This window comes from Kitasatospora paranensis (genome assembly GCF_039544005.1).
Classification (GTDB): Bacteria; Actinomycetota; Actinomycetes; order Streptomycetales; family Streptomycetaceae; genus Kitasatospora; species Kitasatospora paranensis.
In genome coordinates this window covers 1,032,325-1,055,715 of the sequence record NZ_BAABKV010000001.1, presented here as the reverse complement: position 1 = coordinate 1,055,715, position 23,391 = coordinate 1,032,325, and the positions used below count along the sequence as shown (strand labels likewise).

General features: G+C 73.9%; 25 protein-coding genes and 3 pseudogenes. 20 read left to right on the top strand and 8 right to left on the bottom strand.

Annotated features, from left to right (window positions below; all coding sequences use genetic code 11):
* Nucleotides 1-104 precede the first annotated feature (104 nt).
* Together ABEB13_RS05360 and mgrA are read left to right on the top strand one after the other, a co-directional pair.
* A complete protein-coding gene (locus ABEB13_RS05360; RefSeq protein ID WP_345704512.1) occupies nucleotides 105-1,148 on the top strand; it encodes a zinc-dependent alcohol dehydrogenase family protein in 1,044 nt (347 codons plus the stop codon).
* Nucleotides 1,149-1,280: 132 nt separating this feature from the next.
* Nucleotides 1,281-2,321 carry an L-glyceraldehyde 3-phosphate reductase gene (gene mgrA, locus ABEB13_RS05355; RefSeq protein WP_345704511.1) on the top strand — a complete coding sequence of 347 codons (1,041 nt, stop codon included), beginning with the start codon at nucleotides 1,281-1,283 and terminating at the stop codon, nucleotides 2,319-2,321.
* 39 nt (nucleotides 2,322-2,360) lie between these two features.
* On the opposite strand, the gene ABEB13_RS05350 is transcribed toward mgrA, so the two are convergent.
* Complete coding sequence (locus ABEB13_RS05350) at nucleotides 2,361-2,849, bottom strand: GNAT family N-acetyltransferase (RefSeq protein WP_345704510.1); 489 nt, start codon at nucleotides 2,847-2,849, stop codon at nucleotides 2,361-2,363.
* A 264-nt stretch (nucleotides 2,850-3,113) separates the two neighbouring features.
* Here ABEB13_RS05350 and ABEB13_RS05345 point away from each other — a divergent pair, with 264 nt between their 5' ends.
* From ABEB13_RS05345 to ABEB13_RS05335, 3 genes are all read left to right on the top strand, one after another.
* The gene (locus tag ABEB13_RS05345; RefSeq protein ID WP_345704509.1) at nucleotides 3,114-3,593 is read left to right on the top strand and encodes a cupredoxin domain-containing protein; all 480 of its coding nucleotides are present in this window, start codon (nucleotides 3,114-3,116) and stop codon (nucleotides 3,591-3,593) included.
* Between the two features lie 95 nt (nucleotides 3,594-3,688).
* Entirely contained in the window at nucleotides 3,689-4,543 is an 855-nt protein-coding gene (locus ABEB13_RS05340; RefSeq protein ID WP_345704508.1) for an SCO6745 family protein, read from the top strand.
* A 183-nt stretch (nucleotides 4,544-4,726) separates the two neighbouring features.
* A complete protein-coding gene (locus ABEB13_RS05335; protein WP_345704507.1) occupies nucleotides 4,727-4,909 on the top strand; it encodes a hypothetical protein in 183 nt (60 codons plus the stop codon).
* 14 nt (nucleotides 4,910-4,923) lie between these two features.
* Here ABEB13_RS05335 and ABEB13_RS05330 read toward each other — a convergent pair whose 3' ends face one another.
* Nucleotides 4,924-5,361 carry a MarR family winged helix-turn-helix transcriptional regulator gene (locus ABEB13_RS05330; protein ID WP_345709547.1) on the bottom strand — a complete coding sequence of 146 codons (438 nt, stop codon included), beginning with the start codon at nucleotides 5,359-5,361 and terminating at the stop codon, nucleotides 4,924-4,926.
* 123 nt (nucleotides 5,362-5,484) lie between these two features.
* Between ABEB13_RS05330 and ABEB13_RS05325 the strand changes: the two genes are divergently transcribed.
* Nucleotides 5,485-6,324: an alpha/beta fold hydrolase gene (locus ABEB13_RS05325; RefSeq protein WP_345704506.1), complete on the top strand. Its 840-nt coding sequence runs from the start codon at nucleotides 5,485-5,487 to the stop codon at nucleotides 6,322-6,324.
* 14 nt (nucleotides 6,325-6,338) lie between these two features.
* Here ABEB13_RS05325 and ABEB13_RS05320 read toward each other — a convergent pair whose 3' ends face one another.
* Both ABEB13_RS05320 and ABEB13_RS05315 read right to left on the bottom strand, forming a co-directional pair.
* Nucleotides 6,339-6,929 carry a maltokinase N-terminal cap-like domain-containing protein gene (locus ABEB13_RS05320; RefSeq protein ID WP_345704505.1) on the bottom strand — a complete coding sequence of 197 codons (591 nt, stop codon included), beginning with the start codon at nucleotides 6,927-6,929 and terminating at the stop codon, nucleotides 6,339-6,341.
* A gap of 159 nt (nucleotides 6,930-7,088) precedes the next feature.
* Nucleotides 7,089-7,976, bottom strand: coding sequence for a LysR family transcriptional regulator (locus ABEB13_RS05315; protein WP_345704504.1), 888 nt, complete (start codon nucleotides 7,974-7,976; stop codon nucleotides 7,089-7,091).
* Nucleotides 7,977-8,060: 84 nt separating this feature from the next.
* On the opposite strand from ABEB13_RS05315, the gene ABEB13_RS05310 reads away from it, so the two are divergent.
* From ABEB13_RS05310 to ABEB13_RS05290, 5 genes are all read left to right on the top strand, one after another.
* Nucleotides 8,061-8,615 carry an EamA family transporter gene (locus ABEB13_RS05310; RefSeq protein ID WP_345710001.1) on the top strand — a complete coding sequence of 185 codons (555 nt, stop codon included), beginning with the start codon at nucleotides 8,061-8,063 and terminating at the stop codon, nucleotides 8,613-8,615.
* Nucleotides 8,525-8,995, top strand: a complete 471-nt coding sequence (locus tag ABEB13_RS05305) for an EamA family transporter (RefSeq protein WP_345704503.1) — start codon at nucleotides 8,525-8,527, stop codon at nucleotides 8,993-8,995. The genes ABEB13_RS05310 and ABEB13_RS05305 overlap by 91 nt, the downstream gene beginning before the upstream one ends.
* 272 nt (nucleotides 8,996-9,267) lie before the next feature.
* Entirely contained in the window at nucleotides 9,268-9,870 is a 603-nt protein-coding gene (locus tag ABEB13_RS05300; protein WP_345704502.1) for a superoxide dismutase, read from the top strand.
* Between the two features lie 172 nt (nucleotides 9,871-10,042).
* Complete coding sequence (locus tag ABEB13_RS05295; RefSeq protein ID WP_345704501.1) at nucleotides 10,043-10,471, top strand: SgcJ/EcaC family oxidoreductase; 429 nt, start codon at nucleotides 10,043-10,045, stop codon at nucleotides 10,469-10,471.
* Between the two features lie 174 nt (nucleotides 10,472-10,645).
* On the top strand, nucleotides 10,646-11,626 hold the full coding sequence (locus tag ABEB13_RS05290; protein ID WP_345704500.1) for an RNA polymerase subunit sigma-70: 981 nt from the start codon (nucleotides 10,646-10,648) through the stop codon (nucleotides 11,624-11,626).
* 55 nt (nucleotides 11,627-11,681) lie between these two features.
* Here the strand turns inward: ABEB13_RS05290 and ABEB13_RS05285 are convergent, their stop codons facing one another.
* The gene (locus ABEB13_RS05285) at nucleotides 11,682-12,155 is read right to left on the bottom strand and encodes a rhodanese-like domain-containing protein (protein WP_345704499.1); all 474 of its coding nucleotides are present in this window, start codon (nucleotides 12,153-12,155) and stop codon (nucleotides 11,682-11,684) included.
* 93 nt (nucleotides 12,156-12,248) lie between these two features.
* Between ABEB13_RS05285 and ABEB13_RS05280 the strand changes: the two genes are divergently transcribed.
* A complete protein-coding gene (locus ABEB13_RS05280) occupies nucleotides 12,249-12,710 on the top strand; it encodes an Lrp/AsnC family transcriptional regulator (protein ID WP_345704498.1) in 462 nt (153 codons plus the stop codon).
* Nucleotides 12,711-12,920: 210 nt separating this feature from the next.
* Nucleotides 12,921-13,451 (top strand): GNAT family N-acetyltransferase, encoded by a 531-nt coding sequence (locus ABEB13_RS05275; RefSeq protein ID WP_345704497.1) that lies wholly within the window; start codon nucleotides 12,921-12,923, stop codon nucleotides 13,449-13,451.
* Nucleotides 13,452-13,570: 119 nt separating this feature from the next.
* On the opposite strand, the pseudogene ABEB13_RS05270 reads toward ABEB13_RS05275, so the two are convergent.
* Both ABEB13_RS05270 and ABEB13_RS05265 read right to left on the bottom strand, forming a co-directional pair.
* Nucleotides 13,571-13,651, bottom strand: a pseudogene (locus tag ABEB13_RS05270) (DUF1232 domain-containing protein); the annotation flags it as partial.
* Between the two features lie 275 nt (nucleotides 13,652-13,926).
* Complete coding sequence (locus tag ABEB13_RS05265; RefSeq protein ID WP_345704496.1) at nucleotides 13,927-15,069, bottom strand: sulfite oxidase; 1,143 nt, start codon at nucleotides 15,067-15,069, stop codon at nucleotides 13,927-13,929.
* Between the two features lie 293 nt (nucleotides 15,070-15,362).
* Between ABEB13_RS05265 and ABEB13_RS05260 the strand changes: the two genes are divergently transcribed.
* The 5 genes and pseudogenes from ABEB13_RS05260 to ABEB13_RS05240 all read left to right on the top strand — a co-directional run bounded on the left by ABEB13_RS05260 (nucleotide 15,363) and on the right by ABEB13_RS05240 (nucleotide 20,582).
* Nucleotides 15,363-16,490: a glycosyltransferase family 2 protein gene (locus ABEB13_RS05260; protein ID WP_345704495.1), complete on the top strand. Its 1,128-nt coding sequence runs from the start codon at nucleotides 15,363-15,365 to the stop codon at nucleotides 16,488-16,490.
* Between the two features lie 168 nt (nucleotides 16,491-16,658).
* Nucleotides 16,659-17,350: pseudogene (locus tag ABEB13_RS05255) on the top strand (ester cyclase).
* Nucleotides 17,351-17,688: 338 nt separating this feature from the next.
* Nucleotides 17,689-18,912 carry a sensor histidine kinase gene (locus ABEB13_RS05250; protein WP_345709546.1) on the top strand — a complete coding sequence of 408 codons (1,224 nt, stop codon included), beginning with the start codon at nucleotides 17,689-17,691 and terminating at the stop codon, nucleotides 18,910-18,912.
* The gene (locus ABEB13_RS05245) at nucleotides 18,909-19,586 is read left to right on the top strand and encodes a response regulator (RefSeq protein ID WP_345704494.1); all 678 of its coding nucleotides are present in this window, start codon (nucleotides 18,909-18,911) and stop codon (nucleotides 19,584-19,586) included. Before ABEB13_RS05250 ends, ABEB13_RS05245 begins: the two co-directional genes overlap by 4 nt.
* A gap of 102 nt (nucleotides 19,587-19,688) precedes the next feature.
* Complete coding sequence (locus tag ABEB13_RS05240) at nucleotides 19,689-20,582, top strand: phosphatase PAP2 family protein (RefSeq protein WP_345704493.1); 894 nt, start codon at nucleotides 19,689-19,691, stop codon at nucleotides 20,580-20,582.
* A gap of 20 nt (nucleotides 20,583-20,602) precedes the next feature.
* Here ABEB13_RS05240 and ABEB13_RS05235 read toward each other — a convergent pair whose 3' ends face one another.
* Complete coding sequence (locus tag ABEB13_RS05235; RefSeq protein WP_345704492.1) at nucleotides 20,603-21,022, bottom strand: hypothetical protein; 420 nt, start codon at nucleotides 21,020-21,022, stop codon at nucleotides 20,603-20,605.
* Between the two features lie 647 nt (nucleotides 21,023-21,669).
* Between ABEB13_RS05235 and ABEB13_RS05230 the strand changes: the two are divergent.
* A pseudogene (locus tag ABEB13_RS05230) lies at nucleotides 21,670-21,951 on the top strand (Gfo/Idh/MocA family oxidoreductase); the annotation flags it as partial.
* An 871-nt stretch (nucleotides 21,952-22,822) separates the two neighbouring features.
* Nucleotides 22,823-23,374 carry a DUF1697 domain-containing protein gene (locus ABEB13_RS05225; RefSeq protein ID WP_345704491.1) on the top strand — a complete coding sequence of 184 codons (552 nt, stop codon included), beginning with the start codon at nucleotides 22,823-22,825 and terminating at the stop codon, nucleotides 23,372-23,374.
* Nucleotides 23,375-23,391: the final 17 nt, after the last annotated feature.

The window sequence follows — 23,391 nt, the reverse complement described above, 5'->3', positions numbered from 1 at the left end:
CGAGCTGAAGATGATGTAGCTGGACGAGTGGCCCGTCCGGGAAGCAGCATGGCGGCAGGCGGCCGACCGCCGCCGACCCGACCCCGATCCTCCAGGAGCTTCTTGTGCGTGCCACCGTGATCCACGGCCCGAACGACATCCGGATCGAGGAGGTGCCGGATGCCGCGGTGCGGCGTCCGACGGATGCGGTGGTGCGGGTGGTGAACGCCTGTATCTGCGGCAGTGACCTGTGGGCGTACCGGGGGGTGGCGTCGCGGGTGGCGGGTCAGCGGATCGGTCACGAGTTCCTGGGTGTGGTGGAGGAGGTCGGCGCTCAGGTGCGGGGGTTCCGGCCGGGTGATTTCGTGGTGGCGCCGTTCGTGTGGTCGGACGGGACGTGCGACTTCTGTCGTGAGGGGTTGCACACGTCGTGTCCGGAGGGCGGGTTCTGGGGCGAGGTGGGGTCGGACGGCGGGCAGGGCGAGGCAGTGCGGGTGCCGTTCGCGGACGGCACGCTGGTGGCGCTGCCGAAGGACGCGGTGGGTGAGGAGAAGCTGCTGCCGGGGCTGCTGGCGCTGTCGGACGTGATGAGCACGGGGCATCATGCGGCGGTGACGGCCGGGGTGCGGCCAGGGGCGACGGTGGCGGTGGTCGGCGACGGTGCGGTGGGGCTGTGCGGGGTGCTGGCCGCGCACCGGCTGGGTGCGGGCCGGATCATCGCGCTGGGGCGGCACGAGGCGCGTACCGCGATCGCGCGGGCGTTCGGTGCCACCGACGTGGTGGCCGAGCGCGGTGAGGCGGCGATCGAGGCGGTGAGGGAGCTGACCGGCGGGCAGGGCGCGCACGCCGTCCTGGAGGCGGTGGGCACGGAGGAGTCGATGCGCACCGCGATCTCGATCGCCCGTGACGGCGGCGCGGTCGGCTACGTCGGGGTCCCGCACGGCGGCAGTGCCGGCGTCGACATCGGCCAGATGTTCGGCCGCAACGTCTCGCTGCGCGGCGGGGTGGCGCCGGCCCGGGCGTACATCCCGGAGCTGCTGCCGGACGTGCTGTCCGGTGCGATCGACCCGGGCCTGGTCTTCGACCGGACGGTCGGCCTGGACGGGGTGCCCGACGGCTACCGGGAGATGGACAACCGCACCGCCCTCAAGGTCCGCATCGCCTTCTGACGTCGGGGCCGACCGGCGCCGACGGGGGCGGCCGACCGACGCGGTCGCCCCCGGGCGGCCGGGTCGGCGTGGCGGGACGTCGGGATTCCTCATATTGTTCATACGGAAAACAATTTTCTTCTGGAGGATCTGATGACTCCCGCTCCGTACCGGGCCGACGACGCCCGCTACAACGGTTCCATGCCCTACCGCCGCAGCGGCCGCAGCGGACTCCAGCTTCCGGAGATCTCGCTCGGGCTCTGGCACAACTTCGGCGACGACCGCACGCTGGACTCCCAGCGCGCCATCCTGCGCCGCGCCTTCGACCTCGGCATCACCCACTTCGACCTCGCCAACAACTACGGCCCGCCGTACGGCTCCGCGGAGGCCAACTTCGGCCGGCACCTGGCCGCGGACTTCGCCCCGTACCGGGACGAGCTGGTCATCTCGACCAAGGCCGGCTACGACATGTGGCCCGGCCCGTACGGCGAATGGGGCTCGCGGAAGTACCTCACGGCCAGCCTCGACCAGTCGCTGCGCCGGATGGGCCTCGACTACGTCGACATCTTCTACTCCCACCGGTTCGACCCGCAGACCCCGCTCGAGGAGACCATGGGGGCGCTGGCGTCGGCCGTCCGGCAGGGCAAGGCGCTGTACGCCGGCATCTCCTCCTACAACGCGGAGAAGACCCGGGAGGCCGCTGCCATCCTGCGTGACCTGGGCGTGCCGCTGCTGATCCACCAGCCGTCGTACTCGATGCTCAACCGCTGGATCGAGGTCGACGGGCTGCTCGACGTCCTGGAGGCCGAGGGGGCGGGCTGCATCGGCTTCGCGCCGCTCTCCCAGGGCATCCTGACCGATCGCTACCTGAAGGGGATTCCGGCGGGATCCCGGGCGGCGCAGGGCAAGTCACTGGACCCGGCCACCCTCACCGAGGCGACCCTCGGCAAGCTGACCGCGCTCAACGAGATCGCCGCCGGGCGGGGTCAGTCGCTGGCCCAGCTCGCCCTGACGTGGCTGCTGCGCGACCCGCGGATGACCTCCGCGCTGATCGGCGCCTCCTCGGTGGCGCAGCTGGAGAGCAACGTCGCGGCGGTGCGGAGCGCGCCGCTCACCGCCGAGGAGCTCGTGGAGATCGACAAGTACGCCACCGACGCCGACCTCAACCTCTGGGCGAGGTCGACCGAGGGCTGAGCCGGCCGGGCTCCGGCCCGGCGGCCGGTGTCCCGGGGCCTACAGCGTGCGGTGCATGACGTGCAGTCCGACGTAGCCCCGGGACGGGTGCCGGAACCCCTCCGGTACGGTGCCGATCACCGCGAAGCCGAGCGAGCGGTACAGGTGGACCGCGTGGACGTTGGTCTCGACGACCGCGTTGAACTGCATCGCGCGGTAGCCGTGCTCCCTTGCCCACGCCAGCGTGTACTCGACCAGCGCCCGGCCCACGCCCCGGCCCGCGTGGGCCGGGTCGACCAGGTAGCTCGCGCTGGCCACGTGCGAGCCGTTGCCCTGCTGATTGGTGTTCATCTTGGCGGTGCCCACGACCGTCCCGGCGTCGTCGAGGGCGACGACGGTGCGGTTCGGCGGTGGCAGGAGCCACCAGTCGCGGCCCTGCTGTTCGTCGAGGTCCGGTGGATAGGTGAAGGTCTCGCCCGCCGCGATGACGGTGCGGAAGAACGGCCAGACGGCGGGCCAGTCCGCGGCGGTGGCTTCCCTGATCGGCATGCGGCCAGGATGGCGGCCGCCGGGCCGGCCCGCCAACGGATTTCCGGGCGCACCGCATGTCCGAATGCCCACATGTCCGGATGGACCGTGGGCCCGGTCGATGCCGGGCGGTGGGCCGTTCGGCGGAGCGTACCCGCCCGTGCGGGTGAACCAGGGGCCGGCTCGGCCCTGCCGGCCGCCCACCGGCGGGGGTCGGCCCCGAGAGTGGACACCGCGGTCCGGCGCCGGACCGCCCGGATCCCCCTCCACGAACGGCTCCCGACTGTGACGACCATCCGCCTGCGCCTCGCCATCGGTGTCGCACTGCTGGCCCTCACGGCCGGCGCGTGCTCCAGCAGTTCGGGTGGCGGCGCGCCCGCCACCCCGGCCCCCGTCACCTCGGCCCAGGCCGCCTCGCCGTCGGCGAGCAGCAGTGCTGCCGCGCCGTCCGGCGCTCCTTCCGGCTCCGCCGCGGGCAGCGCGGCGCCGAGCGGCTCCGGTTCGGCTTCGACGGGCGCCCTGAAGATCACCATCAGCAACTTCAAGTTCGGCCCGGACGCGGCCACGGTGCACGCGGGGGAGACGGTGACGGTCGTCAACGCGGACACCACCGCGCACACGCTCACCGCGACCGACAAGTCCTTCGACACCGGGACGATCCAGCCCGGCGCCACGGCGACCTTCACCGTCCCGTCGGGCACCGGCGACCACCCCTACATCTGCACGATCCATCCGTTCATGCACGGCACGCTCACCGTCGGCTGAACCGGAGCCCGCGCCCGCGCGCCTGAACCGGTGCCCGGACCAGTGTCCGTGGACCGGCTCCGGCGCCCGCCGCGGGTGCCGGTACAGTCGCGGCCATGACGCTACTCGCCGGTAGGAAATGTCACGGGGTTCTCAACCCATTGCACTCGCTCGTCTACTTCGCGCCGGAGGCCGAGGAGGAGTTCACCCGTGCGGGCCTGGAGCCCGGCCGGATGGGGTACTTCGCGGGCCGGGCCGCCGCGATGGGTGCCGTCGGGGCGGGCCCGGTGGCGGCCGCGTTCTTCAACTTCAGCCCCGGGCTCGTCGCCCGCCATCTGCCGCGCGCCTGGGGCCTGGCGAGCCCGGAGCGCGTGCTGGACGCCAGGTACCGCGCCGTCGACCGGGTGCTGCGCCGGCTGCTGGGGGACGGTCTCGCCGACGACCCCGAGGTCGCCGAGGCGTCGGGCCTGCTGCTGCCGGCCGTCCGGGCCCTCCCGGTCGCGGGCCGGGTCCTCTATGCGGCACACGCCGCGCTCCCCGTGCCGGACGAGCCCCACCTGGCACTCTGGCACGCGATCACCCTGCTGCGGGAGCACCGCGGGGACGGCCACCTCGTCGCCCTGGCCGCGGCCGAACTGGACGGCGTGCAGGCGCTGATCACCCACACAGCCACCGGCCGCGGCTTCACCGCGCCGTTCGCCCGCGGCAGCCGCGGGTGGACGGACACCGAGTGGGCGCGGGCGACGGAGGAGCTGACGGAACGCGGGTTGCTCGACGCCGTCGGCGGCCTCACCACCGCCGGCCGCGACCTGCGACGCGCGGTCGAGGACCGGACCGACCGGCTGGCGCGGGCCCCGTACGAGGCGATCGGTGCGGACGGCGTCCAGCGGCTCACCGAAATCGGCGGCCGGCTCACCTCCACCGCCCTGGCCAACGGCGCCTTCCCGTCAGGGGTGTTCGCGAGCGCCTGACGGGCGAACGGCGAGCGGCGAGCGGCGAGCGGTGGATCGGCGGGTCGGCGGGTCGGCGGGGCGCCGGTGGTGGTGCTGCCCGGACCGTCGACCCGGGAGGCCCGGCCCTCCGGCCCTCCGGCCCCCGGGCTCCGGTAGCCTCCGGGGGTGAGCGGGACAGGCCGGTACCGGTGGCGCACGCGTATGCGCACGCTCCTGCCCTGGTGCCTCGTGGATCGGGGCATCCTCGGCAAGGGCACGCAGGACTGCGGGGCGCACGAGTGGTACAACCACGACGACCGCGTCGCCCGGTGCTACCACTGCGAGACCGGTGAGCGGCCCTGGCCCCCGACCGCCGACAAGGCCGCTCCGCCCCGGGAGGGTTGACACCCCCTGGTCCGCTAACAGGGCGGTTCGGCGTCGGTGAGGTCGACGTCGTCGAAGAGTTCCAGCATCCGGGCCAGGACGTGCACGCAGGCGGTGATGTCGGCGTCGGTGAGGTCGCCGCCGGCCCGGCGGAGCAGGGTGTGCTCGCGGGTGGTGATAACGGTGATCGCCGCGCGGCCGTCGTCGGTCAGCCGGATCAGCGAGGAGCGTCGGTGCGCGGGGTTGGGGATGCTCTCGACGAGGTGGCGCTCCGCGGCGTCGTTGACCATGCGCTGGACGAACTGGCGGCTCAGTGACTGGGCCCGGCCCATCTGCGGGACGGTCATCGGGCCGTTCTCGCGGAGCAGGTCCAGGACGGCGCGCACGCCCACGGAGACGCCCTGGGCGGCGTCGAGTTCGATGCGGCGCTGGACGCGGCGGTAGAGCGGGCCGACGAGCGCGAAGACTTCCATCAGGCGTCCGGGCAGCAGGTCGGGGGAGAGGGGTTCGGGGGCCGGTTCGGTCACGGCACCACTGTCTCACACCACATGACAACCGGGTTGCCATTCTCGCTCCGTCATGACACCTTGGTTGTCATGATGGAGATTGCGTTCGAGACCTTCCGGTCCACCGACGGCCTGCTCGCCTACCGCGACGAGGGGCCACGCGACGGCGAGGTGCTGGTGCTCCTGCACAGCGTGTTCGTGGACAGCACGCAGTTCGACAACCTGATTCCGGGCCTGACCGCCCTCGGCCACCGGGTGATCGCGCCCGACGCCCGAGGCCACGGCCGTTCCGCCAACGCGAGCGGGCCGTTCCGGCAGGCCGACGACCTCGCGGACCTGCTGCGGCACCTGGGGCTGCGTCAGGTCGTGCTGGTGGGCGTCTCGATGGGTGCGCTGATCGGCATCGACACGGCCGTCGCCCACCCGGAGCTGGTGCGCGCCCTGGTCGTCAGCGGCCGGGGTCTGGGCGAGCCGGACCTCACCGACCCCTGGTCGGCCGCCGTCGCCGGGCGGCAGGGTGCGGCGATGGCCGGCGGAGATGTCCACGGCTACCTCGACGGTTTCGTCGAGTGGATCGCCGGGCCGGAGCGCGGCGTCGACGAGGTCGACCCGGCGGTCGTGGCGCAGGTCCGTGCGATGGCCCTGAACACCCTGATGAAGCACACCCCGGACGAGCCGGACCACCGCGTGCCGGTCGAGGACCTGGCCTCCCGCGCCAGGGGCATCGCCGTCCCCGTGCTGGCCGTCAACGGTGCCTTCGAGGTGCCTGCGCTGCTCGACACCGTCACCGCCCTGATGGACATCGTCCCCGACGGCCGCACCGCGTCGCTGGACGGCGCCGGCCACTACACGACGATGGAGCAGCCGCAGGGATTCACCCGGATCCTCGTGGACTTCCTGCGCGAGATCGGTGTCCGGCGGGCGGACTGACCCGGCTCTGCCCGTCAGCCGCGGCCGGGCTGCTCCTGGACGGCGGTTGCGAAGACCCCACGCGCGGGAGTCCCGTCCGGCCAGGTCCAGCCCGCGACGAGGCGCACGGGGGTCGTCCCGTCGGCCTGCGCCGGCTGCAGGACGCGCCGGATCCGGACGTCGCCCGCGTGGAGGCCGGCGCCGTGGACCTGGACGGTGAGGTCGGGGGTGTCGCTCTGGTTCTGGTGCTGCGGCACCGCCTCGCCGCGCAGCAGCGCCCGCAACTGTGCCGTCACCACGGGATCGTGGACGCCGTCGTAGATCCACCGGGTGCCGAGCTCGCCGTGCTCGCAGGTGCCGATCAGTGCCGCACGGGACGCGCCGTCGTACGCGGCGCCGCGGTAGCCCATCGGCGCCAGGTAGGCCACGTGCTCGGGGGCGGCGGTGTCCACGACCACCAGGAACTCGATCCCGACCTCGCCCTCCGGGTCGTCCAGCCGGAAGCCGCCGGCCTTGACCAGCTCCGGCGCCCCGGCGTGGCCCGAGTACCAGGGCTGCGCAGGCAGCCACGCGGTGAGGAGCTCCAGCTTGGTCGGCGTGATGGTGGTGTGCTGGACGGTCGCCATGGGAGCTCTCTCGTGCCTCGGGCGGATCGGCCGCCTGACGGACCGTCCGGCAATCCTAGATGCCTGATGCCAAGGAGAAGATCATGGCCGCAGCGTAGCGCCGTACGTGCCGGGTGGGCCCGGCTGTTGATGCCTTGGGGATCGGGCGGAGGGCCGGCCTCAGGGGGCCTGGCGGGTGAGGAGGGTTGTGACCAGGGTGAGGGGTGGCCAGTTCAGGCGGCCGTGGCGGGCTGCGGCGTAGGCGCGCAGGACCACGTCGGGGGCGGTGAGCGGGACGGTCCGCACCCCGGGGTGCGTGGCGCTGCCGAGCGGCAGCAGGCCCACGCCGAGACCGGCGGTGATCATGTCCTGGACGAGGTCGAGACTGTCCGCGCGGTGCGTGACGCGGGGCGTGAAGCCCGCCATCGAGCCCAGGGCCCGGACGACGGTCTCGTCCGCGGTGTTGCGGGAGTTGACGATCCAGTCCTGCCCGGCGAACCGGGCGAAGACCTCCGAGGCCGGCCCCGGGCCGGCGTCGGCCTGCGCCGGAATGCCCAGCCCCCACCGCGCGGTCCACAGCGGGGTCGTGTGCACGGTGGGGTCGGTGGCGGCCGGCGCCAGGGTGTAGTCGTAGGTGAGGGCCAGGTCCGCCTCGTCGGTGGCCAGCAGCGCCAGTGCCTCGGCGGGCTCGTGCTCGCGGATCAGCACGCTCACCCGGGGATGGCTGACGGCGAGCCCCGCGACGATCGGCAGCAGGTGCGCGCGGATGGCGGTGGCGAACCCCGCGATCCGCAGGGTGCCGTTCGGCTCCGCGCCCGGGCCGAGGTCGAGATGCGCCGCCTCGACCTCGGCGAGGATCGTCACGGCGTGCTCGGCCAGCCGGCGGCCCGCCGGCGTGAGCCGGACCCGGCGCCCGTCCGGCTCGATCAGGGCGGTGCCCATCTCGCGCGCGAGCGCGGCGATCTGCTGCGACACCGTCGACGTGGTGGCGCCCACCACGTCGGCGACCGCGCGCATCGACCCCAGTCGGGACAGTTCCACCAGCAGGTGCAGTCGTCGGGTCTCCATCGCCCCATTGTTCAGGATTCCCGAACGGATCATCCATGATCGACACGTGGACGTGAACGAACCCGGAGACGTCTACTGGACGGCATGAGCTCGCCGCACACTCCCTTCCGCGCCCGCGCCCGGGCCGCCCGCCGCCCGCGCGGGGCCGAGGCCGGGGCCCTGATGGCCGTCGGATCGATGCTCAGCGTGCAGTTGGGGCTGGCCCTGTCGGTGCCGCTGTTCGACCGCCTCGGTGCGCTGGGCACGGCCGGTCTGCGCCTGGCCTGGGCCGGGGTCCTGCTGCTGGTCCTCGTCCGGCCGCGGCCCCGCGACTTCGCCCGGCGGGACCTGTCGGCGTGCGTCCTGCTGGGTGGCGTGACCGCCGGCCTGATGCTGTTCTTCATGCTCGCCATCGCGCGCCTGCCGCTCGGCACCGCGAGCGCGCTGGAGTTCCTCGGGCCGCTGGGCGTCTCGTTGTGGGGGCCGGCGGCGGGCGCAGGCGTTGGACGGGGCTGGCGGCCGCCGGGGTGGTGCTGCTCACCGAGCCCTGGCACGGCGGTGTCGATCCGGTGGGACTGGTCTTCGCGCTGGCCGCCGCTGCCTGCTGGGCCGCGTACATCCTGCTCACGCAGCGGGTGGGCGACCGGGTCACCGGGCTGAACGGCCTGGCCGTCTCCATCCCGGTGGCCGGTGTCCTCGGCGTGCTGGTGGCCGCGCCCGCCGGCCTGGGGCGGGTGACCTGGCCGCTGCTCGCCGCCATGCTGGGGCTCGCGGCGCTGAGCATCGTGCTGCCGTTCAGTCTGGAGTTCCTCGCCCTGCGCCGGATGACCAGCTCCGCCTTCGGCACCCTGATGAGTCTGGAGCCCGCGATCGCGCTGGTCATGGGTCTGCTGATCCTCGGCCAAGTCCCCGCCCCGCTCGCGGCCGCGGGCGTCGCCCTCGTGGTGGCGGCCGGTGTGGGCGCGACCCGTGCCGGGGAGCGTGCGGCGCCGGAGCCGGACGCGGCCCGTCCGCTGGTGTCCGCGCACGAGGCGCCCTGAGCGGGCGGACGGCACGAACGCCCGGCGCCGGTCGCCCGGTCACCGGTCCTGGCACGGGGTCTGCGCGGGGCCGGCGCGCACGTCCCGGCGGGCGCCGGTTGGGAAGACGATCGTCGGTCGGAAGGACGGGAGCCCGCGAGGGCGTGCCGTCCGGAAGGCCGATGCCCCGGCCCCACACAGAACATGCTGAAGCATCTCCATCGCAGTTGCAAGTGATGTGCAATAGTGTTGCCCCGGCATGATCGTCATCTTCGAAAGGGGCCGTGTCCCGGATGGGCGCCTACGTACTTCCCGACCTGCCGTACGACTACTCCGCACTCGAGCGGGCCATGTCGGCCGAGATCCTGGAGCTGCACCACTCCAAGCACCACCTGGCCTACGTGAACGGGGCCAACACGACTCTGGAACAGCTCGCCGAGGCCCGCGCCGAGGAGCAATTCGGCAGCCTGGTGGGCCTGCAGAAGACCCTGGCCTTCCACCTGTCCGGCCACGTCCTGCACTCGCTCTTCTGGGAGAACCTCTCCCCGGACGGCGGCGACCGCCCCGACGGCGCCCTCGGCGACGCGATCGAGGAGCACTTCGGCGGCTTCGAGGCCTTCAGGAAGCAGCTCACCGCCGCCACCGTCGGCGTCCAGGGCTCCGGCTGGGGCATCCTCTCCTGGGAGCCGCTCGGCCGGCGCCTGATCGTCGAACAGGTCTACGACCACCACGGCAACGTCGGCCAGGGCACCACCCCGCTGCTCGCCTTCGACGCTTGGGAGCACGCCTACTACCTGCAGTACAGGAACGTCCGCCCCGACTACGTCACCCGCCTGTGGGACGTCGTCGACTGGACGGACGTGGCGCAGCGGTTCGCCGCCGTCCAGGCCGTCTGACACCGCCCGGCCGGTGCCCGGCGGCCCGCCCCGCCGGGCACCCGGATCGCAGGGGCCTCGGAAGAGGTGCGACACGTTCGGCCGAGGCCGATGACGCGGGCCCTCCCCGTCGGTATGTACCGGTGAACCGTCGGCCGCCCGGCCGACGGGCGACCGCACCGGGAGGACCGACATGAACAGCACCGACACGTACCGCGGCAGCGCGGCGCCCACCGCGACCCGCCCCGCGGAGGAGGCCGCCCGGGCCGTGCTCGCGGGTCTGTACACGGCCTGGGCCGACAACGACGCCGACGCCTTCGCCGCCCACTTCACCGAGGACGTGACCTCGGTCGCGCCGGGTTCGTTCGGCGAGGGCCGGACGGTCCTCCGCGACCGGATGGCCGCCCGCTTCGCCGGCCCGCTCAAGGGCTCCCGCGTCGTCGACGAGGTGCAGAGCATCCGCCGGCTGGGGGAGGACACCGTGGTGGTGGTGTCCAGGGGCGGCGTGGTGATGGCAGGGGAGCAGGGCGTGCCGGCCGACCGCCTGCTGCTGGCGACCTGGACCCTGACCCGGGCCGGGGACGGCTGGCAGGTCGCGGCGTACCACAACAGCCCGGCCTGACCACCGCCGTCCGGTCGGACCGCCGGAGTCCGGCCGATCGCCACGGTCTCACCGCCCGCACGGCCCGGCCCGACCACCACGGCCCGGCCCGACCACCACGGCCCGGCCCGACCATCACGGTCGGGCCCGGCCGCCGGGGCGGCCGTTCGCCCCCGCACACCAGGAGCACCTGAGATGATCGCCACCATGGCCACCGGCGAGGATTTCGCGACCCGCACCGAGCCCGTGCGGCGGGAGCTGCTCGCGTACTGCTACCGCATGCTGGGCTCCGTCCACGACGCGGAGGACCTGCTCCAGGAGACCTGGCTGCGCGCCTGGCGCGCCTGGGACGGGTACGACCCGGCCCGTGCGTCGGTGCGCACCTGGCTGTACCGGATCGCCACCAACGTCTGCCTGTCCGCGCTGGAACAGCGGGCCAGGCGGCCGCTGCCCTCCGGGCTGGGCGCCGGCCCGGACGGCGATCCCGACGCGCCGCTCGTCAGGGGCGAGGGGGTGCCCTGGCTGCAGCCCTTCCCCCATCCCGAGGGCGAACCGGGGGCCGCGGACGGCCTGCGGCTGGCCCTGGTGGCCGCACTCCAGTACCTGCCCGCCCGGCAGCGCGCCGTCCTCGTGCTGCGCGAGGTGCTCGACTGGCCGGTGGCCGAGGCGGCCCGGGCACTGGAGATGACCCCGGCGGCCGTCAACAGCGCACTGCAGCGGGCCAGGGCGCGCCTCGCCGCGACGGGGCTGCGCGAGGACGAGGTCCGCGAGCCCGCCGGCCGTGAGGAGCGGGCGCTGCTGGACCGCTACGTCGCGGCCTTCCGGAACGCGGACCTGGAGACGCTGCGGACGCTGCTCGCCGAGGACGTGGTGCTGGAGATGCCGCCGTTCCTCAACTGGTACGTCGGCCCCGACGACTACGTCGGCTTCCTGCAGCGGGCCTTCCGCCTGCGCGGCACCGACTGGCGGATGGTCCCGATCGGTGCCAACGGCCAGCCGGCGGTCGCCGCCTACCTGTGCGGGCCCGACGGCGTCCACCGTATGCACACCATCCAGGTCTTCACCGTCGCCCGAGGAATGATCACCCGCACCACCGTCTTCCAGGACCAGGAGCTGTTCGCCGCCTTCGGCCTGGCGCCGGTCCTCGCCGACGAGGCCCGCCCGCTGCCGGGCTGAGCGGGCGTCGGGAGGCGCGGGGCCTTCCGGAGCCGCCCGGAAGGCCCCGGGTGCGTCAGCAGGCGCAGGTGATCGAGCCGATCGGTGCGGTCAGCGGGTCCGCCGGGCGCTGCTGCACACCGGCCGCCGTCTCCAGCGGGAAGCCCTCGCGGATCCAGTACTCGATGCCGCCGATCATCTCCTTGACGCGGTAGCCGAGCAGGGCCAGGGCCAGTGCGGAGCGGGTCGCCCCGTCGCAGCCCGGGCCCCAGCAGTAGGTGATGACCGGGACGGCAGGGTCCAGCAGGTCGGCAGCCCGGGCGGCGATGTCCGCGGTGGGCAGGTGCAGCGCACCCGGAATGTGCCCCTGCTGCCAGCCCGCTGCCCCGCGGGAGTCGAGCAGGACGAACCCGGGGCGGCCGGAGCCGAGGGACGCGTGCACGTCGGAGACGTCCGCCTGGAAGGTCAGTCGCGCCGTGAAGAAGGCAACGGCCTCGGCCGGGGCCGCGGGCGGCGTGCTGAGCGCCGCGCTGGTGTCGGTGATCGTCATGCCCGTAACGCTATGACGCGGCGGCCGGCAGGAGAACCGACGAACGCCGCCCAGGGACTTGATCGGCCGGTGATTCCCCGGTATTCATCTGCCATGACCGCTCATTCCACGGACGACGTCGACATGCGCATCCTGGAGGCCCTCCAGCGCGACGGCCGGGCCAGCTACGCCGAGCTCGCTCGTGCCGTCTCGATGTCCGCCAGTGCCGTCACCGAACGCGTTCGGCGGCTGGAGGAGAGCGGCGTGATCGCCGGCTACGCGGCCGTCGTCGACCCCGAGCGCCTCGGACTCGACATCCTCGCGTTCGTCCGGCTCCGCTATCCCACCGGCAACTACAAGCCCTTCCACGACCTCGTCGCGACGACGCCGGAGATCATCGAGGCCCACCACGTGACCGGCGACGACTGCTTCATCCTCAAGGTCGTCGCCCGCTCGATGCGGCACCTGGAGCAGACCACCGGCCGGATCGCCGGACTCGGCTCCGTGACCACCACCGTCGTGTACTCCAGCCCGCTCAAGAACCGCGCGATCACCGCGGCCGCTCTGAAGGCCTGAGTCCGCGCCGCCGCAGGCCTCCCGATCGGCCACGATATTCACCTGTCCCCGCCGGCGGCACCGACTAGGGTCCTGCCCATCGGCCGCGCCGGGCGCCGGTGCGGCGGACCGGGCGGACCGGGTGTCCCGGGGTGTCGTGGGGTGCCCTGGCGTCGTCGTCGGCCAGGGGCGCCGTACGGCGAGAGGCGAGGGCGAGGGAGAGGGCGGGCGATGGCCGATCGGGTGAGCGGGGCGGACGTACGGATCGAGCCGTGGACCGAGGGCGACCTCGGACTGCTGCGCCGCGTGAACACCCCGGTGATGAAGAAGCACGTGGGCGGCCCGGAGACCGAGGAGCAGTTGCTCCACCGGCACCGCCGCTACCTGGACTTCGTCCCGGCGGGCAAGGGGTGCATGTTCAGCATCGCGCTGCTGCCCGACCGCACGGCGGTCGGCACCGTCGGATACGGCGAACGCGTCTGGCAGCAGGAGACGGTGTACGAGATGGGCTGGAACGTGCTGCCTCCGTTCCAGGGGCGGGGCATCGCGGCCGTCGCCGTGGCGGCTGCACTCCGGCGGGCCAGGGCCGAGGGCCGGCACCGTCACCTGCACGCCTTCCCGTCGGTGGACAACCCCGCGTCGAACGCGGTCTGCCGCGCGGCCGGCTTCACCCTGGTCGGGGAGTGCGCCTTCGAGTTCCCGCCGGGCAGCTGGATGCGCAGCAACGACTGGCGCATCGACCTTGCCGCGATCGAGGACTGACGGCCGGGAGCAGGACCGGGGGCGCCGGTGCCGGCGCGCTCAGGGCCGGTGGTGGCGCGAGGGGCGACACCGGCCCTGGCGGCAGCCTTGTCCAGGGCGCGCAGGGCCAGCAGCAGGACACCGATGTCGTCCAGCAGGATCGGGTCCGGCAGCAGGTCGAACGGCATCACGACGTAGGCCACCGCTGCCCAGAAGCCCATCCGCGTGGAGAGCGGAAGCCCGGCGGAGCCGACCAGCCGGCGGGCCCGGACCAGCCGGATCCACAGCCGGACCACCACCACGGCGGTGGCCGCCACCAGCAGCCCTGCCACACACCACCACACCACCGGGTCGATCCTCATCCGAGGCCTCCTCCTGCCGCCAACCCCGGGCGGACGCCTCCCGTGTTCCCCGCGGGACGGAGACGATGCCTGCCGCCCAGGCCCCGGGTGGTTCGTGGACGGGCCGACCGTCCGGGGTGCCCGCGCTCGGCTGCTCAGGCCGGGCCCGCGTCGTCGACACACACGACGGCGACCCGCTGGACCAGGTTGTTGGCGAACCCGCCGCGGTTCCAGGGCTGGTCCAGCGGCTGGGTGCCGCCCTGCGCGTCGGTGGCGCGGGCGGTGAGGAGATGGCGGCCGGGCACAGCCGTCCAGACGTGGTGCCACCGCCGCCAGGCCCACGGGTGGTCGCCGTCGGAGGTGCCGAGCACGGCGTCCGACCAGGTGCGCCCGCCGTCCGCACTGACCTCCACCGCTGTCACCGGGCCGTGGCCCGACCAGGCACGGCCCGCCACCCGGACCGGGCCCGGGCGCACCACACGGGTCCGCGACATGAAGTCCGGGAAGCCGGGCGGCGTCAGCAGCGCGCGCGGTGCGATCCTGGTGACGGGCTCGCCCGGGTCCGCCGCCGTCTGCCGCAGCCGGTAGGCCTGCGCCTGCTGGAAACCCGTGAACGGGCTGTCGGTGAGAGTGATCTCCCGGAGCCACTTCACGTGCGCCATGCCGTACCAGCCGGGAACCACCAGCCGCAGGGGGTGGCCGTGCTGCGGGGGCAGCGGGCCGCCGTTCATGGCGTAGGCGACCAGCACCGGCGGGTCGGCGCCGGTCGCGACGCCGAGCGGCAGGCTGCGCCGGTAGTCCTGCTCGACGCCGCGTTCGATGCCGTGGTCCGAGCCGGTGAACACGGCTTCGACCGCCTCCGCCCCGACCTCGGCGGCCGCGAGCAGGCTCCGCAGCGGCACGCCCGTCCAGTCCGCGGTGCCGACCGCCTCGACCAGCCAGGGCTGGCTGACGGGCCGCGGGGACAGCAGGGCCCGGCCGTTGCCGGCGCACTCCATGGTGACGCGCACGGTCAGGGCCGGGAGGGACCGCAGCGCGTCGAGGTCGAGGGAGAGCGGTTCGCGGACCAGGCCGCCGACCCGGAGCCGCCATCGTGCGGCGTCCGTCTCCGGGATGTCGTAGTGGGTGAGCACGTAGTGCAGCCCCGGCGGGGTGACGTCGTAGCGGAGCGCCTCCAGCGGCAGGCCGTGGTTGCGCGTCGCGAGGGCGAGTTCCTCGCGGGAGATGCCCTCACCCGGGTCGGCGAGCCGCGCGGGCGCGCTGACATCGCCGAGACCCGGTTCCAGCTCCGGCCCCATGGCCCCATTGTCGTTCCTCGGGCCGCGCGCTGCCGCCCCGTGCACCCGCCCCGCGCCCCCGCGCTGTGTGCCGCCGCCCGTCGCTGCCTGTCGCCCTGCCCTGCCTTTCCCGGCCGGTGGCACGGGTGTTCCCGGCGGGAGCGGGCCGGCGGGGACTTGGCCGCCGGAGCGCCACCGGCCGTTGGCCCGGGGCAGGGCGGGGCTTCACCTTGTCCGGCCACGCTGTGAGCGGTCACTCCCGGTGACCGAGCACCGGGCGCTCGTCCGCCCCCGAGGAAAGGCACCGGCCGCCGATGGCTCCCCGGATCTCCGTCGTGGTACCGATCTACAACGTCGAGCGCTACCTCCAGGAGTGCCTGGAGTCCATCGCCGCACAGACCTTCGGCGACCTGGAGTGCGTGATGGTCGACGACGGATCGACGGACTCCAGCGCCGCGATCGCCGAGGCGTTCGCGGCCCAGGACCCGCGCTTCCGGCTCGTCCGGCAGGAGAACAAGGGGCTCGGCGCGGCCCGCAACACCGGCTGGCGGCACCTCGCCGACGGCACGGAGTTCCTGGCCTTCGTGGACAGCGACGACACCCTGCCGCCCGGGGCCTACGAGCTGATGGTCCGTACGCTGGAGGAGAGCGGGTCGGACTTCGTCGCCGGCAACGCGCTGCGGTTGCGCTCCACCGGGTACGAGCAGTCCCACGCGCACGTCAGGCCGTTCAAGGAGACCAGGCTGCGGACCCATGTCACCGAGCTGCCCGCGCTCGTCACCGACCGCACCGCGTGGAACAAGGTCTACCGGCGCAGCTTCTTCGACCGCGCGGGCCTGACTTACCCGGAGGGCATCCTGTACGAGGACGCCCCGGTCAGCGTCCCGCACCACTACCTGGCCGCGCGGGTGGACGTCCTCGCCGACCACGTCTACCACTGGCGGGTCCGTGAGGGCGGCGACAAGTCCATCACGCAGCAGCGGACCGACCCGCGGGGGCTGATCGACCGGATCCGGTCGATGGAACTCGTCCGCGCCTGGCTGATCGCCCGGCCCGAGCCGGAGTTCGCGGCCCACCTGCAGTCCTACGACCGGAACTCGCTCGTCGAGGAGATCCCGATGCTGTTCTGGTCGGTGCCGGACGGCGACGCGGCGTACCGCAGCGCCTACCAGCAGCACGTGTCGCGGCTGCTGGGCGCGATCGGCACCGAGCAGCTCGCCCGGCTGGGCGTCGTGCTCCGGGTGAAGTACCGGCTGACGCTGGCGAACCGGATGGCCAGCTTCGTCGCCGTTCAGCGGCTGCACAGCTCCGTGCGGGAGTGGCGCAACCGCCGGGCGGACGTGCGGCGCACCCGCGCGGCGGACCGGAGCCGGAGCGCGGACCGTCCGGCCGAGCTCCCCGTCCGGCTGGGCGTCCCGGCGGACGCCGTCGAGCGGTCCTGACGGCGAGAGCCGTCCGCGACTCCCCGCGGGTCGGCGGCTCCGCGCCGACCCGCGCGTCCCCTGCCGTCGGGCCGGGTGCTTCTGGTGCCGCGTCGGCGGGGGAGGAGGAGAGTGGAAGGCAGCGCGGTCGGCGGACGGGGAGACCAGGGGGCGCGAACGGAGGTCCCGATGACCTTTGTACAGATCGTCGAGTGCCGTACCGAGCAGCCGGACGAGCTCAACCGGCTGATGGACACCTGGATCGAGCAGACCCAGGGCAGGCGCACCGCCACCCACACGATGGTCGGTGCCGACCGGGCGGACGCCCGGCACATCGTGGAGATCGTCGAGTTCCCGTCGTACGAGGCGGCCATGCGGAACTCCGGTCTGCCGGAGACCGACCGGATCTTCCGGGAGATGGTGGGGCTCTGCCAGGAGCCCCCACCTTCACCAACCTCGACCTGGTGCGTGACGAGCAACTCCTCAAGGAGACGGCCCGCAGGCTGCTGGTGGAGCCGCCGACAGGGGACATGTCGGCGATCGACCAGTGCCTTGCGGCGGACTACCGCGACCACGACCCCTCGATGGACGGCGACACGGTCGGACCGGCGGCCGTCAAGGCGATGGTCGAGGGATACCGCAAGGCGTTCGACTTCACCTTCGAGGTGCAGAGCCAACTGGCCGAGGGTGATCAGGTGGCCAGCCGCTGGATGTGGCGCGGCACGCACATCGGGGAGTACATGGGGATGCCGGCCAGCGGGAAATCCTTGGAGGCCGCCGGGATGACGATCTTCCGGTTCGAGGACGGCATGGTCAAGGAAGGATGGTGGAGCTGGGACTCGGTCGCGATGATGCGCCAGCTCGGCATGATGCCCGGCTGACCGGATCTGCGTGCGCCCTGCGCCGCCCGGACCTGCGTGCGCCGTCCGCCGTCCGGGCCTGGGCGTGCGCCGTCCGCCGTCCGGGCCTGGGCGTGCGCCGTCCGCCGTCCGGGCCTGGGCGTGCGCCGTCCGCCGTCCGGGGTCGGTCGGTCGGCTTGCGGCCCGTCGCGCGAGGGCATCCGTCCGAACGGATGACCGACGGCAAGGCGCACGCTCGCCTCGGCCGCCGACCGGCGGTCCTCGCCGACTATGGACGGGTGACCGCCGCGACCGCCCTTGCCCCGGATCCCTCGCTCTCCGGCCTCGAAGCCCTCGCCGGGAACCGGCTGATCGCCGGCATGGCGCGAGCCGCGCGGCGCCTGAGCCGGATCGACGAGGACCGCCCGTGGGTCCTGGACACCGCGCTGGTGGCCGTGGTGTTCGTGGTGTTCTGCCTGCCCGATCTCGTGCACGGCGGAGTCCCGCGCGGGCTGCGGCACCGGATGACGCACCTGCCCGAGGCGGCGAGGCTGGTCTGGCAGCTGGCCCTGATCCTCCCGCTGTGGTGGCGCCGCAGGGCACCCGCCGCCGCGTTCGCGGTGATCGCCGCGGCCTTTGCCGCGCAGTGGATCGCCATGGTGTGGCTGCGCGCCGATGTGGCGCTGCTGATCGCGCTGTTCAGCCTGGCGCTGGACGGCAGGCTGCGGCACCTGGCTTGGGCCTGCGGGGCGACGGCGGCTCTGCTGGGCCTGGTCGCCGTCCGGCTGTCGCCGACGGTCTTCCTCGGCGACGCGCTGTTCTTCCTGGCCGCCACCGTGACGGCATCCGTGGCCCTCGGCCTGGCCCTGCGGATCCACCGGGCCTACGTCGACGCCCTGCGGGAACGGGCCGTCCGGCTGGAGATCGAACGCGACCAGCGCGCCGAACTCGCCGCCGCCGGCGAGCGCGCCCGGGTGGCCCGCGAGATGCACGACATCGTGGGCCACAACCTCTCCGTCATCATCGGCCTGGCCGACGGCGGTGCCGCCGCGGCCGTCGGCGACCCCGGGCGCGGCCGGGAGGCCCTGGTGCTCATCGCCGGGGCCGGACGGCACGCACTCGGCGAGATGCGGCGCATGCTCGGCGTGCTGCGCGACCGCGACGACGGTGCCGAGTTCAGCCCGCAGCCCGGCGTCGCGGACCTCGGCGCGCTGTGCGAACGGATCCGCGCCGCCGGCCCCCGGATCGCCTACCGCACCACCGGGGACCCGGACACCCTCGATGCCGCCGCCCAGCTGACGGTGTACCGGATCGCCCAGGAGGCCCTGACCAACACCCTGAAGCACGCCGGCGCCCGAACCCGTGCCGAACTCCGGATCGTCGTCGACGACGGCGCCGTCCGGGTCCTCGTCCAGGACACCGGCCCGCCCGCCGGCGTGCTGCCGCGCCGCAACGAGGACGGCCACGGCCTCGTCGGGATGCGCGAGCGGGCCGCGCTGTACGACGGAACCGTCACCGCCGGCCCGCGGCCCGGCGGCGGATGGGCGGTCGAGGCGCGGCTCCGGCTGGCCCCGCTCGCCGTACCCGGGGGCGGCACCCCGTGACCACCGTGCTCGTCGTCGACGACCAGCCGCTGCAACGGCTCGGCTTCCGCATGCTGCTGGAGAGCACCCCGGACACCACGGTGGTCGGCGAGGCGGCGCACGGTGCCGAAGCGGTGCGGCAGGCCGCCGAGCTGCGCCCCGACGTCGTCCTCATGGACGTCCGGATGCCCGGGATGGACGGGGTGGAGGCCACCCGGCGGATCGTGGCCTCCGGCGGCCGCTGCCGGATCCTGGTCCTCACCACCTTCGACCTGGACGAGTACGCCCACGCTGCGCTGCGTGCGGGTGCGAGCGGCTTCCTGCTCAAGGACGCGCTGCCGGAGGAACTGCTGGCCGGCATCCGGGCCGTGGCCGCCGGGGACGCCGTCATCGCGCCGCGCCTGACCAGGCGTCTGCTGGACGCCTATGCCCACCACTTGCCGGCCGGGAGCCCCGGTGGCCGTACTGCGGGCGATCCCCGGCTCGGTGCGCTGACCGATCGGGAGCGGGAGATCCTGCTGGCGATCGGCCGGGGGTGGACGAACGGCGAGATCGCCGAGCGGCTGGTGCTGGCGGAGTCCACCGTGAAGACGCACGTCGGGCGGGTGATGGCGAAGATCGGTGCCAGGGATCGCATCCAGGCCGTCATCCTGACCTACGACCTGGGCCTCACCCGTGCCGCGGGGCCCGGGTGACGAGCAGTGGGAGGCCGGTGTCCCGGCGACTCGCCGCTGTCTACACTCATGTAGACCGAGTGGGGATCGACCGCGACCTCCGCGACGAGAGGCGTGCCTGCGATGCCCCACCCCACGGGCCTGGAGCCAGTGAGCTCCGCCGACCAGGGCCGGACTGCGGGCACCGGCCGCACCATCGCCCTGGCGGCCGGGATCCCGCTGCTGCTCTTCACCGCGGTGACCGTGCTGGCGGCCGCGCACGACTGGGCGCCGCGCGCGGCCGAGTCGTCCATCCATGCGTGGGTACTCACCCACCGACCGGCCTGGGCGGTGCGGGTCGCGGGCGTCGTGACCGACCTGGGCACGGGCGTGCCGCCGTATCTCGCCGCCGTCGCCGCCGGAATTCTGACGCTCCGGCGCTCCCCGCGGACGGACCGCCGCCTTGTCGCGCTCTGCGCGCCCGTGCTCGTGCTCGCCGTGGGACAGCTGCTCCGTAACGGGCTGATGCGGGGGTTCGCCCGGCCCCGCCCGCCGATGGCGGACTGGGTCGCCGCGTCGCCCAGTGGCTACTCCTATCCCTCCGGCCACGCCTTCACCTCTGCTGCCGCCGCGGGCCTGCTCGGCTGGGCCCTGATGCGTGGCGTGCGGCGCTCCGTGGCGCTGCCGCTGACCTTGGCCCTCGGCGTCGCGGCAGTGGCGGTCGGTCTCACCCGCATCTACCTGGGTGTGCACTGGCCCCTGGACGTCCTCGGCGGCTGGTGCCTCGCCGCGGCCTGGCTGGGCCTCACACTCCCACTGCTGGCGGTGGGCGTCCGCCCCCGTCCGGCCGCCCCGCCGGCACAGCCGGTCCGTGATACGGACGGTGGGGAGGCCGGTGGGGAGGCCGGTGGGTCTGAGGGTGGTGCGTCGGCCGGGTCGGCTGGTGGGGCAGCCGGTGGGTCGGCCGACGAGGCGCGCGGTGAAGGGCGCGGCACCGCGGCAGGCGGCGCGGACGGTACGGCGGAGGGCGGTGTCTGAGCCGGTGACCGCCGCGGCGGTCACCAGGTCGGACCTGTCGCCGACCAGGTCCAGGGTGCCTGCCCGGCCGTCCCCGACGAGGACGCCGAGGACGGGGCGACGTACTCCGGGCGCGTCGGCCGGGGCGTCGTCCAGGCGGCGGGGACGGTAGCCAGGAGTGGCGCGGTGCGGCCGGGAGTGAGGGTGGATGCGACAGGCGGCGCGGACGCGGTCGGCGGCATCCACCGGGCGCGCTTGGCCCACTCGGCGGGGACGACCGCAGGCCCGGCGGCCGGGTCGGGTGTCCGTACCACGCGGCGCGGGCGGGGCGCCGGACGCTCCGCGGGACCCGGGTGGCCAGGGAATGTCGACGGGAGGACGAAGGCCGGCCGCTCCAGGAGCGCGGGCCCGGCCTCCGTGGTGACGGACTCGGGGATGTGGACACAGGTGGTGGTGCTCATGTCGCCCTCCGCAGTCGTGCCGGTGGTGCCGTCGAGCCGGATGGAACGGTGGGGCCCCGGAGCCGGGTGTTACCGGGGTGGAGCCCCGGGCAGGTGCGGCGCGATCCCTGGGGAGGTTCGGCCGGTTGCCCTGTTGTCCACGGTAGGCGGGCGGGGGCCGCCGACCGTGGTACCGCAGGGGTAACCCGGCGACGGCCGTGATACCGCGGTACCACCCGGACACCGAGGCCCGAGACGGCGACGACGGGCTGCATCGTGCGGCCGGGGCCCCAGGGCGAAGGCGTGCTCACCCTCCGGCTCCGCCCAGCGGTGGCCGAACACCTCGGTCATGCCCGCACCCCACTCCGTCATGCCCAACCCCTCTCGTCCTGCGCCGAGGCGCTCCGCCGGTCGCTGTCGTCACAACCGGCACCTGTCGAGAAGGAGCCCCCGAACGGTGCTTGGGTTCCCTCGGCCCGCACAGATGACCGAGGTTCACTCGTCAGGGGTGCTGCGCAGTTGTCATACTCGCCACGCCAGGGCACCGAACGGCGGCAGTGTCCGAACGACGGGGGTGCCTGGACGAGGACAGTGCCCGACGAAGACAGCGACCGAACGAAGACAACGACCGGACGTACGGAACGGGCCGGCGGCAGACGGAGGATCGCATGACAGAGCCCGCCACGTTCGGCATCGTCGGCACCGGCTGGCGGGCCGAGTTCTTCGCCCGCCTCGCCGCCCTGCTGCCGGAGCGGCTGACGCTCGTCGGTGTCGCCGGCCGGCGTCCGGAGGCGGCGGAGGAGGCCGGCCGCCGGTGGGGCGCGCCGGCGTACCTGACGCCCGACGATCTCGTCCGCTCGGCGAAGCCGGACTTCGTGGTCAGCTCGGTGCCGTGGGCGGCCAATCCCGAGGTGGTCGTCCGGCTCGTCGAGCTGGGGGCGAAAGTCCTGGCCGAGACACCCCCGGCCCCCGATCTCGACGGCCTGCGCGCCCTGTGGGCACGGGTCGGCGATCGCCGGGCCGTCCAGGTCGCCGAGCAGTACCTCCTGATGCCGGGTCACGCGGCGCGCCGCGCCCTGGTCGCCGAGGGCGCGATCGGGCGGGCCACCTCCGTCCAGGTGTCCTCCACCCACGGCTACCACGCGGTGTCCATGATGCGCGGCCTCCTGGGCGTGGGCTTCGGCCCGGTCACCGTCCGCGCCAGCCGCCACACCGCACCCCTGGTCGACCCGCTGAACCGCGACGGCTGGACGGGCGACGACACGCCCCGTCCGGCGTCCACCGTCCTGGCCACGCTCGACTTCGGGGACAACCTGCACGGCCTCTACGACTTCACCGACAACCAGTGGCACAACCGGCTCAGGCAGCGACGGATCGTCATCCGCGGGACCCACGGCGAGATCGCCGACGACACCGTCGTCCGGCTCGCCGGGCCGCGCACCGTCCTCACCTCCGCCCTGCACCGCACGCAGCTCGGCCAGGACCTCAACCTCGACGGCCACGACACCGAGCACATCGCCTTCGACGGCCGTGTCCTCCACCGGAACCCGTTCGTCGGCCTCCGGCTGATGGACGAGGAGATCGCCATCGCCGCGCTGCTGACCGCGACCGCCGCCTGGGCCGCGGACGAGGGCCCGGCGCCGTACCCTCGCCGAGGCGTGCCAGGACCACCGGATCGGCCTAGCCGTGGACGAGGCGCTGCTCCGCGACGGTGCCGTCACCACGGAGGTCGAGTCGTGGGCGCGAGCGGGCTCCTGAGCGGTCCGGGCGGTGCCGCGGCGTTCCCCGCCCGTTGTCGGCGGGCTCTCGTAGGGTGGGCGGATGACGACCAAGGCGTACGCGGCGCTGCTGCGCGGCATCAATGTGGGCGGCCACAAGAAGGTCCCGATGGCGGACCTGCGCGCCCTGCTCACCGGTCTGGGCCACGGCGAGGTGCGCACGTACCTGCAGAGCGGCAACGCGGCCTTCACCAGCGTCGAACAGGACGAGGACGTGATCGCGGCCGGGCTGCGCGAGGCCATCGAGGAGCACTTCGGTTTCCCGGTGGAGGTGCTGGTCCGCGACCACGCGTACCTCGGCGCCGTGGCCGATGCCTGCCCGTTCCCGGCGGCCACACTGGAGGGCAGGCAACTGCACGTCACGTACTTCTCCGCGCCGGTCGATGCTGCGCGGTTCGCCTCGCTCGACCCGGCCGCCTACCTTCCCGAGGAGTTCCGGCTGGGCGACCGCGCACTCTACCTCTACGCCCCCGACGGCCTCGGGCGGTCCAAGCTGGCCGAGGCCCTGGCCAAGGGGGCGCCGGCGAAGGGCATCGTCGCCACCACTCGCAACTGGAACACCGTCCTGAAACTCGTGGAGCTGACCGAAGTCTGACGCCGTCGTGACTCAGG